Below are 12,450 nucleotides of genomic sequence, written 5' to 3' on the forward strand. Positions count from 1 at the left end.
GGCGCAGCTGGTCAGGTGAGACCCCGCAAGAGCGAAGCGATGAGGAGGCTCAGCGCCAGCCCCGCGGAAAGCGAAGCGCCTGGAACGGAAATCAACGGACTATTTTTACAAGCAGTCTAAAAAATAAAGAGGGTGCCCAAAAGTTTATACTTTTGGGACACCCTCTTTTCCTATTACTTGTTCTCAAGCATTTGTACGACTTCCTGGGCAATATTTGTATAGATTGCGCCAATTTTATCATCTTCTTGATAAATGGATGGAGCGAAGTCGTTTTCATTCCAGGTTGGCTGGCCTAATGGCAGCTTGCCCAACAGCTTTGTATTAAGCTCATCGGCTAATTTTTCACCGCCGCCTTGTCCAAAGACATACTCTTTTTCCTCAGTCAGCTTGCTTTCAAAGTATGACATATTCTCAATAACTCCAAGGATTTCATGGTCCGTCCTAAGCGCCATCGCACCTGCACGCGCGGCAACAAATGCAGCTGTCGGATGCGGAGTCGTCACGATGATTTCTTTACATGAGGGCAGCATAGTGTGGACATCCAATGCCACATCCCCTGTTCCTGGAGGGAGATCCAATAGCAGGTAATCCAGCTCGCCCCATTCTACTTCATTGAAGAAGCTGTTCAGCATTTTGCCAAGCATTGGCCCTCGCCAGATGATTGGTGCATTATCCTCAACGAAGAAGCCCATCGAAATGACCTTCACGCCATGTCTCTCAACTGGAATGATTCTTTCCCCTCTTACTACAGGACGCTTCGTGATTCCCATCATATCAGGTACACTGAACCCATAGATATCCGCGTCAACCAGTCCAACCTTTTTGCCTAATTTCGCGAGTGAGACAGCAAGGTTAACTGATACGGTAGATTTCCCTACTCCCCCTTTGCCGCTCGCGATGGCAATGAAGGTTGTTTTGCTGCTTGGAGAAAGAAGGCTGTCCTCTTCTTCTGGTGCTGCTGTCTGGAATTTCGATAGAACTTCTGCAGGCAGGTCAAAGAATCGCAAGCCTACGGAAGCCGCTCCAGCGCCTTTTAGGATATTGACGATTTCCGTTTGCAGCTGCAGCTGTTCTGCCGTGCCCGTTTTCGCAATGCCAATTTTAACGCTTACATGATTCTTTTCTTCTTTGATCTTTATTTCTTCGATGGCATTCAGCTCTTCGAGTGTTTTATGTAAAAATGGATCTTTAAGGTCTTTTAGGCTTTCACGTACTTTAGCTTCAGTAATCATATTGACACCGTCCTTTGTAAAATTTATCTCCATTGCCAGTATACCATATTGATAAAATTCCTAAGTGTTAAACCTATCACACATTTCTGAAAGATATTTTTTCCAATAGGATTTATTTTCCCCAATAAAAAAAGAAGGATGCATCACCCTTCTCACTTTTCCCAGAATTTTTGTTCGTCAGTAAAATACCTGAGCATTCCTTCATAAATGGAGGCTGCAACTTTTTCCTGGTATGGCTCCTGTTTGAGGTTTGCCGCTTCTCCTGGATTTGACAGGAAGCCGATTTCTATCAGGACTCCAGGCTTATTCGTATGCTTCAGCAGGTATATGCTGTTTGCTGACTTTGCATCCCGGTCCGTGTTTTCAAGGTTCCGGCGCAATTCATCCTGGATGAGCTTGGCGGCTCGTTTGTTTTCTTTGTAATTGGTTGAATAAAAAGTCTGTGCACCTCTCCATTTTGAGGACGGGATCGCATTTAAATGGATTGTCGCAAAAAAATCAGCTTCAGATTCATTGATCAGATTGAGACGTCTCTTTAAATCCTGGACCTTTCGTTTGCTGTATCCCTTGAGGCCCTTATCCGCAAGGTCGACATCCGTCTCGCGCGTCATGATGACAAGCGCGCCTTGCTGCTGAAGGTAATCCCGGAGCTTGAGGGAAACATTCAGCGCGATTTCTTTTTCAAAAGGATCGTCATCCCCCGCCCCCGGGTCGACTCCTCCATGCCCCGGGTCCAGATAAATGATTTTCCCCGAAAGCGGCAGATTCCAGGATTCCCATGAATCATTTTCGGTAAAATCATACTGCAATATAAGGAACAGCACAGCGAGGCCGGCTGCAAATAATCCGATTTTAAGTTTTTTCAGCATGTTCTAAACCATCCTTCCAGCTAGTCCCTGATAATAAACTATATGGGACAGGTAGACGGTTTAGAACTATGCTGTTAATGCAGTCTCAGCTTATATTTCTTTTCACCCTTCATGAAGCCATCTCTCCACCAGCTGTCGACATACTGTTCACAAAGGTAGTAAAGCTCTTCTGATCCAACTCCCTCTTCTCCCTTCCCCCAAAACAGGAAAAAGTTGTACAGGGTATCAATCAAATGCCGCTCTTCTTTTTCACAGCGAGGCTTTACCGCTTCCATCGGCTCGCCGAAGTAACCTAAGCGGCTGAACTTGGCGCCAAGTAAATATGCTTCAATTGCTACATCATAACAGGCTTCCTCGATTCCTGAATTCATGATGAGGTTTGAGGTCAGCCTTGAAGAGCCAAAATATTGTTTCACCCTGGCCTGCAGGATGTTAATGGTTAGTTCACGGAGCATCGAACGCTCATATTTAACTTGTTTCTGTTTTCTTTTATCTATAAATGTCGTTACGACGTTCAAAGTATTCTCACCCCTTAGGAAGTAGTGTTCAACCTGCGGGAGTCTGTAATACAACCCAGAACGACGTTTCCTTTTCCAGTTTTCTCAGTCGTTTACTGAATAATATGGTTCCGGACTCTTTAGGATAAAATGCCCATTTATGGTTATTTTCTTACTATTAAAAATCACTACTATTGAAACTGTTCTTTAATTTTCAGAATTGTTAGACTTGTTATTACAACTAGAACTCGCTTCAATTTTAATCTCTGAGGAGGGAAAGATATGGAGCAAGATGTTCGCGTAATTCCTTACAAAGTAATCGCAGAAGCTGAAGAAACTAATGAGGTACCTCAAGGTGTAGAGTTAATCCAGGCACCGAAGCTTTGGGACAGAACCAAAGGGAAAGGCATTAAAGTTGCTGTGCTCGACACAGGCTGTGAAACAACCCACCCTGATTTAAAGGACCAAATTATCGGCGGCAGGAATTTTACCGACGACGACCGCAGCAATCCGGATATTTATACTGATTATAACGGACATGGGACCCACGTTGCAGGGACGATCGCTGCCCATGAAAATGATGATGGTGTAATAGGCGTCGCCCCAGAGGCAGGACTGTTGATCGTAAAAGTATTGAACAAGGCCGGCTCTGGGAAATATGAGTGGATAATCAAAGGGATTCAATATGCGATTGACCAGGAAGTGGATATAATCTCCATGTCGCTGGGCGGTCCCGCTGATGTCCCTGAATTGCATGAAGTGATCAAAGCCGCTGTTGAAAAAAATATTCTCGTCGTATGTGCAGCAGGCAATGAAGGTGATGGTGATGACTCGACCAACGAGTTTGCCTATCCTGGCGCCTATAATGAAGTCATCAGTGTTGGAGCCGTAAACCTGGAAAGAGGTTCATCGGAATTCACCAACTCGAATAATGAGGTGGATGTCGTGGCGCCGGGAGAGCGGATCACGTCCACTTATCTGAATGGTAAATATGCCACATTGAGCGGAACCTCAATGGCTGCACCACACGTATCCGGCGCCCTTGCTTTAATCAAAACACTCGCAAATGCCCAGTTTGAGCGTGATCTGACTGAGCCTGAATTATATGGACAATTAATTAAGCGTACGGTCCCGCTCGGAAATTCACCTAAGCTTGAAGGCAATGGCCTTGTCTATCTCACAGTTCCGGAGCATCTTGCTGAAATCTTTAGCCAGAGCTTCAAAACGATGGTTATGGATGCGATATGATTCTCTCGGCCAGTGAGGCGTACATTCATAACATCGAGAATAAGCCGTATTATGATGCAGAAATGGACGCGAAAATGCGCGATAGATATTATTGTGACGCTGTTTTCGTTCCAGAGGAGCTCCATTTGCTGCTGACAAGAACCCACACCAACCATCTAAAATACTCGCCGCATGAGTATGTTTATCCTTGGGTGGACCTGCAGGAGAACCTTCAACTGAAGAGCCTCTACTCCGGCCAGGAACTCGACCCCGTTGAGGTGATCGAGGAGGACTTGCGGCTCTTCAAAACTTTGAAGGAGGGAGGTTTTTCAGCTAGTTCTGATATTCTTTTCAATACAGAACATGTTGTACCCCAATCGTGGTTTGATGGAAAGGAGCCAATGCGAGGCGACCTGCATCACCTGTTTGCCTGCGAGCCAGCATGCAACAGCATGAGAAGCAATCATCCGTTTTACGATTTCCTGACCTATGAACCTGAGCTTGCTGCATCTGGAATAAGGTCTGGCTGCGGAATGGTAGAAGAAGGTAAATTTGAACCCGAATACGGTAAAGGAATTGTTGCAAGAGCCGTGTTTTATTTCACTTTGAGATACAAGGATGTCATCCAACTTGATGCTCAGATGAACTTCGAGGTTCTGCTTGGCTGGCACCAAAATCACCCGGTTACCTTGTATGAAAAGCATCGGAATGCCGCCATCCAGGAATTGCAGGGAAACCGCAACCCTTTCATTGATTTTCCGGAGATGACAGAAGTAATGTTAGGCTTATAAAAAGGAATCCGCCTGAGTGAGATTAAGTTCAGGCGGTTTTTCATGTTGCACAGTATTAATAAAGATCTTAATCCCAGTTGACACCGATTCTACCCCGATGGGTCACTTATAAACCCCATTACTTCTTATTTGTTCTCCCCTTGAGCTAAAATAGCCAGCTTTGATTTTAAGTGCACCCGCTAAAAAACCGTAATTGGTTTTTTCCTACATTCGTTTCCGCCATCCCGGATTTTTCATTCTCATATTTCCTCTAATTGCTAACGCCATTACGATGACTGTCAGGGCAAGCTAATTCAGAATACAGAACGAAGGGATGGATTTCTATGTCGATGGAATGGTTTGATCGGGTAGTCGGTGAGTTGCAGGATCATCTTGAGTCTATTTGTGAAAAATATGACCAGGAAGGCCAGATGGCGGTTGAAAGAGGATCCAAGCATCCACGAATTCAGTTCTTTGTGGACTATGATGATGGTGAAAGAGATTATTTTTATATATTATACTTTGACCCGCATAATGAGGAATTTTATACAGAGACCTTTGACGAAGAGCTCGAGCAGCCTGCCAGAGTGATTCTTTCGGATATTGATGACATTGTTGATGCGGTCCATGAGGGCTTCCATGACTACATAAACGATGACGAGGAGATTGAAGTCGTTTATGCTGCGGATAATGATGACAGCTTATACTCGGACACAGACGAAGAGGACGATGAAGATCTTTATATGACTGAAATCATCGATGACGACATCCTTGAAGAAATCGATGTTGAGTGGGAAACTCCTGAGGTCACCGCCTTTTTTAAGGAGGATGACGTGGAAGTGACGTACCAATTCGGACTGGTCGAGGCAACTGGAGACGGTGTCCTTCGCCGTATCAACCGGATTTGGACTGAAGATGATGAAATGTTCAAAGACGAAACGAACTTTATTTTCACCAAAGAAGAAGCACCGACAATCATCGCCATGATCGCGAGCCATATGGATTCAATGCAGGGTTACGAAGATTAATTCATGAAAGCGGAGGCGAAAAATGCTGCCTCTGCTTTTTATTAGGCTGGTTTTCGCGTCAATCGGCTGCTTTTCGAATATGTAATTCATAAATTTTAGACCTAAAAGTATAAATTTAGCCGGTTAGAATGTAACAAATATAGCCTCCAACCTATGCTTCTTACACAATAAAATTTTATTTGGCGATAATCAGATTTTATTGGCGGTTTTCACAATTTTATTGGCGATTGTCTCTTTTTATTGGCGATAATTTATTTTTATTGGCGATTTTCAGATTTTATTGGCGGACTGGAAATTCTGCGCGTTTTTTTCCAGTTAACAGATTCCAATTGGCCCCTTCCGCCAGACAGTCATCAGCGCATGTAATAAAAAAAGACCCCCAACCAGGTTGGAAGTCTTTCCGAAGCGTAAAATTAACGCTTTGAGAACTGAGGTGCACGACGAGCGCCTTTAAGACCGTATTTCTTACGTTCTTTCATACGAGCGTCACGAGTAAGAAGTCCTGCACGCTTAAGTGTTGGACGGAATTCTGGGTCAGCTTGAAGTAACGCACGAGCGATACCGTGGCGGATTGCGCCAGCCTGGCCAGTGTATCCACCGCCATTTACGTTAACGTGGATATCGTAGCTTCCTACAGTTTCAGTAGCAACAAGCGGCTGCTTAACTACTTCACGTAGTGCTGCGAATGGGATATAATCTTCAATTTCACGATCGTTGATTGTAATTTTTCCAGTGCCTGGTACTAAACGAACTCGCGCAACGGAGCTCTTACGACGACCGGTACCGATATATTGAACCTGTGCCAAGTTAATTACCTCCTTAATAATTATCCGCGAAGTTCGTAAACTTCAGGTTGTTGTGCTTGATGTGGATGCTCGTTACCAGCATAAACATGAAGCTTTTTAAACATTTGGCGTCCAAGAGAGTTCTTTGGAAGCATGCCTTTGATTGCAAGTTCAAGCATCTTTTCAGCGTAGTTTGTACGCATTTCAAGAGCTGTTCTTTGCTTCAATCCACCTGGGTGCATTGTGTGGCGGTAGTAGATTTTGTCAGTCAATTTCTTGCCTGTAAGTTCGATCTTAGATGCGTTGATGATGATTACGTGATCACCAGTGTCAACATGTGGTGTGAAAGTTGGTTTATGTTTACCACGTAGAATAGCTGCTACTTCAGTAGAAAGGCGACCTAGAGTCTTGCCTGCAGCATCAACTACGTACCATTTACGTTCGATATTGTTGGCATTTGCCATAAACGTTGTACGCATGAGTTTCCCTCCTAAATAATCAAAAAAAAATCAAGTTCATTTTAGTATATTTTCAAACACGATAAAGCTCTTCCGGGGCTGATCGTGGGTTTAAAATACATACATATGATATCTTAACCTGTGGTTGAGAGATTGTCAACACCAGGATTAGTTGTCATATCATTTTTTTGAAATTAATTTTCGAATTGATGGTCTTCTTCATCATAAAAAACCTTCCACAGATACAGTCCGTGTCCAGGTGCGGTCTTGCCGGCCTGGGTACGGTCTCGGGCCACGAGCACCTGATGCATGCTGCCGGCAGCTCTCCTGCCTGTTCCTACCTCCAGCAATGTTCCGACAAGGATCCTTACCATATTGTAAAGGAAGCCATTACCGACAAACCTGAATTCCAGCAGACCATTCTCTTCAGAAAATTCTATTTCCTGCAAGGTTCGCACCCGGTCTTCCACTTCTGTTTTCGCCGAGCAAAAACTAGTGAAATCATGTGTGCCAAGCAGCTGTGTTGCTGCTTCCTTCATGGCTTCAAAATTCAATTCGTACGGAAATTGATAGGCATAATTCCGCTGGAAGGGATCGCGATGCTTTGCCAGCAACAGAAAGTAGCGATACTCCTTGCCAACCGCATCAAAGCGGGCATGGAAATCAGGCCTTGCCAATTCCACTGAATGCACAGCAATATCACTAGGCAGCAGGGAATTGAGCGCGATTTGCCATCTGGCCGGCTCAATTTCCAGCATCGTGTCAAAATGGATCACCTGGCCGCGGGCATGTACTCCTGCGTCTGTACGGCCTGATGCGCTCACCCTGATGCTTGTCCCTTTATTCAGCTTCTCCAGAGCCTTTTCCAGCTCACTCTGGACCGTCCTTTTGCCTGGCTGCACCTGATAGCCGGAAAAACCGGTCCCATCGTATGAAATTAGACATTTGATTCGCGGCATAATGATTACCCTCTTAAAACGAATAGTAGAACCGTGACAGCTGCCAGGAAGAGAAGCATCGCGGTATCGACCATGCCCCATGTCAATTGTCGGTACTTCGTTCGTCCTTCGCCGCCCTTATAGCCTCTTGCCTCCATTGCGACAGCAAGCTCCTCTGCCCGCTTGAACGAGCTGATGAACAGCGGAATCAATAATGGCACGATCGCCTTGATCCGCTCTTTGACAGGGCCGCTGTTATACTCTACTCCGCGTGCTGTCTGAGCCTTCATGATTTTATCGGTTTCCTGCATGAGCGTCGGGATGAATCTCAACGAAATCGACATCATTAAAGCGAGCTCGTGGACAGGGAACTTGAATTTTTTCAAAGGATTCAGCAATGTCTCGAGTCCATCGGTAATCTCGATCGGCGTCGTCGTCAAAGTCAAAAGAGACGTCATGAGAATCAGCAGCAGGAATCTGAGGGAGATGAATATCCCCTGCCTGAGGCCTTCCTCATAGATTTTCAGCCAGCCAAGCTCGAAGACGATATCGCCTTCTTTGGTCATGAAGATATGGAGCAGGAATGTAAACAGCACGAGCAAAAACACTGGCTTAAGCCCGCCATACAGGAATCTTAACGGAATCCTCGACAAACCTACCATTAGAAATGTGTAGGCTGCAATTACAGCATAGGTCGGTACATTGTTGGCAATAAATACTATGATAACAAACAGGAAGACCATGATCAGCTTTGAACGCGGGTCCATCCGGTGAAGAAGTGAATCTCCAGGCACATAACGGCCAAAAATCATTTTCTCCATCATTTTTGACCGCCCCCTTTCACGAACTCTGCGACCATTTCCGCGAGCTCCTCTTCTGAAAGGCTGACCTTACTGAATTTCGTATCAAATGCTTTTTCTATCTTCAACTGCAGGCCGACAACTTCGGGTACATCGAGCCCAAGTTCCAGCAAAGCGACTGGATCGGCAAAAATCTGTTCGGGTGTTCCCTTTGTAAAAACCTTGCCCTGATGCATGACAACTATTTCATCCGCATACCTGGCGGCGTCCTCCATGCTATGGGTGACAAGAACGGTAGATAAATTCCTTTTTTTATGAAGAGTATAAAATAAGTCCATAATTTCTTTCCGTCCGCGAGGGTCCAACCCTGCAGTCGGCTCGTCCAGTACGATGACTTCAGGCTCCATCGCCAGTACACCCGCGATGGCCACACGCCGCATCTGACCTCCTGAAAGGTCAAAAGGCGATTTTTCAAGGATGTCTTCAGGCAATCCTACCAACTTGAGCGCTGCGATGGCTCGAGTCTTCGCGTCCGCTTCAGTAACACCGAAATTCATCGGGCCAAACATGATATCCTTTTCCACTGTCTCTTCGAATAACTGGTGCTCCGGGAATTGGAAGACAATGCCCACCTTTTCGCGGACACCCTTCAGGTTCTTCTCTTTGCGTCCTGCCTTGATTTCCCTGCTGCCGATCAGGACGGAGCCTTTTGTGGGTTTCAAGAGCGCATTCAAGTGCTGGAGAACGGTAGACTTTCCTGAACCTGTATGACCGATTACAGCAAGATATGTTCCTGAAGGGATATCGATTGATACATCGGATATCGCAAGACGTTCGAACGGGGAATCAGCCTGGTAACGATATTCTACATTTTTGAGTGAGATGTCCATAATTCCGTCACCAGCTCTTCTTCTGTCAAATATGTTTTCGTAAGTCCTATTCCTTTTTGACGCATGATTTTACTCATTTTTACCGGGAAAGGGATATCCAGACCCAGCTTAACCAATTCTTCATCCATCTCGAAGATCTGTTCGGGAGTTCCTTCACGATAGAGCTCCCCTTTGTTCATGACGATGATCCTGTCTGCTTTGGCAGCTTCCTCAAGGTCATGCGTGATCGAAATGACCGTGATGTTTTCGCGGTCTTTCAATTCGCGTACGGTTTCGATTACTTCTGCACGGCCGCGTGGATCAAGCATCGATGTAGCCTCGTCCAAAATGATGATGGCCGGCTGCAAGGCAATCACACCCGCGATGGCGACACGCTGTTTCTGGCCGCCTGACAGATGGTGCGGCTCTTGATTCAGAAAGGTTCCCATTTTGACTTTATCAAGTGAAGTCTGTACACGCTCTACCATTGTCTCCTGCGGCACGCCGTGATTTTCCAGACCAAAAGCCACATCATCCCTTACCGTAGTTCCAACGAACTGGTTATCAGGATTTTGAAAGACCATTCCTACATTTTTTCTAACTTCCCACACTGTATCTTCAGACAGTACCGTTCCGCATACTGCGATTGTTCCCTCCTGGGGGAATTGAAGCCCATTCAATAATTTTGCCAGCGTCGATTTGCCTGAACCATTATGACCGACAATCGCCAGCCATTCGCCTTCTAAAATATCAAAGGTGATATTTTTCAGCGCAGGCGTCTGCTGTCCCTCATAGCTGAAGGATACACCCTCTATACTCACTAGTGGTTTGCTCATCTCCGCCCTCCTCTCGACTCTTCTTCACTGTCTCTTCTCTTTTTAATATTCTGCTAGTCATCATTATACAAGACTGTTTTCGTAAAGATTGTTTTTAAAATCTTAAAGCCGATTTTAACAAGCAATTTTGCAGTTCGTTTTTAAGTGTGCAAGCTCTTTTCTCATTATAAGCTTTAATTTTATATAGAAAACTAGGTCATTCAATCCCATTTTGTAGTCAATAGCAACAAAGTTTGAGAAAAGAGCCTTATACAAAAATCTCTGGATATAAAAAAAGCCTGCACCTCTCCCCGAGCGGAAGCGATCCGCGAATTGCAAGTCCTTAAAAGGACTGGGGAGAAGTGCATGAGCTAGACGAGACAGGCAGAACAGCTCCGGTACGTAATCGATCCATGATCAACCCGCGCCGATCCAAAGTTCTTAAAGTTCCCTGGAATAACCGGCCGATGGGGCCAGTGAACTCTTCTTTCCCAGTGGCCTGCGCATCATAACGCTCGTTTTTGGCTTGTGCTGCTTTTTTTAAGTTTTTGCAAGGGACTTAGCCCTTATAGTAAAAAAAGGGGATGAAACAAGTTTGTATAAACTGTCCATCGCCCTTGTTTGAGTGTTTAATGGTATTAAACTAACTCGATAATTACCATTGGCGCACCGTCACCGCGGCGTGGTCCAAGTTTCATGATACGAGTGTATCCACCTTGACGCTCAGCGTAACGAGGAGCGATGTCAGCGAATAGTTTTTGAACTGCATCCTGGTTTGTTTCTGCGTTTGCAACTTCGTGGCGAACCCAAGCAGATGCTTGACGGCGAGCGTGAAGGTCTCCGCGCTTTCCAAGAGTAATCATTTTCTCAACAACTGAACGAAGCTCTTTCGCACGTGTTTCAGTAGTTTCAATACGCTCATTGATAATCAAATCAGTTGTTAAGTCACGTAGCATTGCTTTACGCTGGGCACTTGTGCGTCCTAACTTTCTGTATCCCATGAGTGTTTCCCTCCTTTGTTGAAGTCGTAAGCCGGCAGCGATAGGACTGACAGCAAAATGCCTAGTTAATCAATAACTAGTCATCTTTGCGTAAGCCTAAGCCTAGCTCTTCTAGTTTTGCTTTCACTTCTTCTAGTGATTTTCTGCCAAGGTTACGCACTTTCATCATATCTTCTTCTGTCTTGTGAGCAAGCTCCTGGACAGTGTTGATACCAGCACGCTTTAAGCAGTTATATGAACGAACAGAAAGATCAAGTTCCTCAATCGTCATCTCAAGGACTTTTTCTTTTTGGTCTTCTTCTTTCTCTACCATGATCTCAGCATTTTGAGCTTCGTCAGTCAGACCGACAAAAATGTTCAAGTGCTCAGTCAGGATCTTTGAACCTAGTGCAATAGCTTCCTTAGGACCAGTGCTGCCATCTGTCCATACGTCAAATACCAGCTTGTCATAATTCGTCATTTGCCCTACGCGTGTATTTTCTACTTGATAAGATACTCGTGAAACCGGTGTGTAGATAGAGTCGATTGGAATGACACCGATCGGCTGGTCTTCACGCTTGTTCTGGTCAGCAGGATTGTATCCGCGTCCTCTTCTTGCATTCAGGCGCATACGCAATGAGCCTTTGCTTGATAGAGTAGCAATGTGAAGATCCGGATTAAGGACTTCGACATCACTGTCATGCGTGATGGATGCTGCAGTGACTGGACCCTCGCCCTGTACATCGATTTCAAGTGTCTTCTCTTCATCAGAGTAGATCTTCAACGCTAATTTCTTAACGTTTAAAATGATTGATGTTACATCTTCTACGACGCCTTCAATTGTTGAGAACTCATGAAGTACTCCATCGATTTGAATCGATGTGACAGCTGCACCTGGGAGTGAGGATAATAGGATACGACGTAAGGAGTTACCCAAAGTTGTACCATATCCACGCTCAAGCGGTTCTACGACAAACTTGCCGTACTTGGCATCATCGCTGATCTCAACCGTTTCGATTTTTGGTTTTTCTATTTCGATCATCAAATATACCCTCCTTCAAAACGTCGAAACCCCGGCAGGTTTTTTCCCTTACCGAAATTCCCCCATGTATACGTTCCCGTTTGTGCACAACAACTGGATTAATGATTTCTGTATACCTAGAAAATATTTGTATCATATCC

General features: G+C 45.1%; 14 protein-coding genes. 3 read left to right on the forward strand and 11 right to left on the reverse strand.

Going from position 1 to position 12,450, the window contains the following annotated elements; all coding sequences use genetic code 11:
- Window positions 1-173: 173 nt before the first annotated feature.
- The 3 genes from FS736_RS21715 to FS736_RS21725 all read right to left on the reverse strand — a co-directional run bounded on the left by FS736_RS21715 (window position 174) and on the right by FS736_RS21725 (window position 2,619).
- Window positions 174-1,232 (reverse strand): Mrp/NBP35 family ATP-binding protein, encoded by a 1,059-nt coding sequence (locus FS736_RS21715; protein WP_144481238.1) that lies wholly within the window; start codon window positions 1,230-1,232, stop codon window positions 174-176.
- Between the two features lie 152 nt (window positions 1,233-1,384).
- Entirely contained in the window at window positions 1,385-2,101 is a 717-nt protein-coding gene (cwlD, locus tag FS736_RS21720) for an N-acetylmuramoyl-L-alanine amidase CwlD (RefSeq protein WP_144481239.1), read from the reverse strand.
- 74 nt (window positions 2,102-2,175) lie between these two features.
- Window positions 2,176-2,619, reverse strand: coding sequence for a YbaK family protein (locus FS736_RS21725; protein ID WP_144481240.1), 444 nt, complete (start codon window positions 2,617-2,619; stop codon window positions 2,176-2,178).
- A 261-nt stretch (window positions 2,620-2,880) separates the two neighbouring features.
- Between FS736_RS21725 and FS736_RS21730 the strand changes: the two genes are divergently transcribed.
- The 3 genes from FS736_RS21730 (at window position 2,881) to FS736_RS21740 (ending at window position 5,623) form a co-directional block, all read left to right on the forward strand.
- Entirely contained in the window at window positions 2,881-3,846 is a 966-nt protein-coding gene (locus FS736_RS21730; protein ID WP_144481241.1) for a S8 family peptidase, read from the forward strand.
- Window positions 3,843-4,616, forward strand: coding sequence for an endonuclease I family protein (locus tag FS736_RS21735; RefSeq protein ID WP_144481242.1), 774 nt, complete (start codon window positions 3,843-3,845; stop codon window positions 4,614-4,616). Before FS736_RS21730 ends, FS736_RS21735 begins: the two co-directional genes overlap by 4 nt.
- A 323-nt stretch (window positions 4,617-4,939) precedes the next feature.
- Complete coding sequence (locus FS736_RS21740; protein WP_144481243.1) at window positions 4,940-5,623, forward strand: hypothetical protein; 684 nt, start codon at window positions 4,940-4,942, stop codon at window positions 5,621-5,623.
- 413 nt (window positions 5,624-6,036) lie between these two features.
- On the opposite strand, the gene rpsI is transcribed toward FS736_RS21740, so the two are convergent.
- From rpsI to FS736_RS21780, 8 genes are all read right to left on the reverse strand, one after another.
- Window positions 6,037-6,429 (reverse strand): 30S ribosomal protein S9, encoded by a 393-nt coding sequence (gene rpsI / locus FS736_RS21745; RefSeq protein ID WP_023626399.1) that lies wholly within the window; start codon window positions 6,427-6,429, stop codon window positions 6,037-6,039.
- 20 nt (window positions 6,430-6,449) lie between these two features.
- Window positions 6,450-6,887, reverse strand: a complete 438-nt coding sequence (rplM, locus tag FS736_RS21750; RefSeq protein WP_079504238.1) for a 50S ribosomal protein L13 — start codon at window positions 6,885-6,887, stop codon at window positions 6,450-6,452.
- A gap of 173 nt (window positions 6,888-7,060) precedes the next feature.
- On the reverse strand, window positions 7,061-7,825 hold the full coding sequence (gene truA, locus FS736_RS21755) for a tRNA pseudouridine(38-40) synthase TruA (protein ID WP_186326890.1): 765 nt from the start codon (window positions 7,823-7,825) through the stop codon (window positions 7,061-7,063).
- 5 nt (window positions 7,826-7,830) lie between these two features.
- On the reverse strand, window positions 7,831-8,628 hold the full coding sequence (cbiQ, locus tag FS736_RS21760; RefSeq protein ID WP_144481244.1) for a cobalt ECF transporter T component CbiQ: 798 nt from the start codon (window positions 8,626-8,628) through the stop codon (window positions 7,831-7,833).
- Window positions 8,625-9,494 carry an energy-coupling factor ABC transporter ATP-binding protein gene (locus tag FS736_RS21765; protein WP_144481245.1) on the reverse strand — a complete coding sequence of 290 codons (870 nt, stop codon included), beginning with the start codon at window positions 9,492-9,494 and terminating at the stop codon, window positions 8,625-8,627. Before FS736_RS21765 ends, cbiQ begins: the two co-directional genes overlap by 4 nt.
- Window positions 9,470-10,309 carry an energy-coupling factor ABC transporter ATP-binding protein gene (locus FS736_RS21770; protein WP_144481246.1) on the reverse strand — a complete coding sequence of 280 codons (840 nt, stop codon included), beginning with the start codon at window positions 10,307-10,309 and terminating at the stop codon, window positions 9,470-9,472. The genes FS736_RS21765 and FS736_RS21770 overlap by 25 nt, the downstream gene beginning before the upstream one ends.
- A 617-nt stretch (window positions 10,310-10,926) precedes the next feature.
- Window positions 10,927-11,289, reverse strand: a complete 363-nt coding sequence (rplQ, locus tag FS736_RS21775; RefSeq protein ID WP_144481247.1) for a 50S ribosomal protein L17 — start codon at window positions 11,287-11,289, stop codon at window positions 10,927-10,929.
- Window positions 11,290-11,365: 76 nt separating this feature from the next.
- On the reverse strand, window positions 11,366-12,310 hold the full coding sequence (locus FS736_RS21780) for a DNA-directed RNA polymerase subunit alpha (protein WP_144481248.1): 945 nt from the start codon (window positions 12,308-12,310) through the stop codon (window positions 11,366-11,368).
- Window positions 12,311-12,450: the final 140 nt, after the last annotated feature.

Source organism: Cytobacillus oceanisediminis 2691 (genome assembly GCF_007678455.1).
In the GTDB taxonomy this organism is placed as follows: Bacteria; Bacillota; Bacilli; order Bacillales; family Cytobacillaceae; genus Mesobacillus; species Mesobacillus oceanisediminis_A.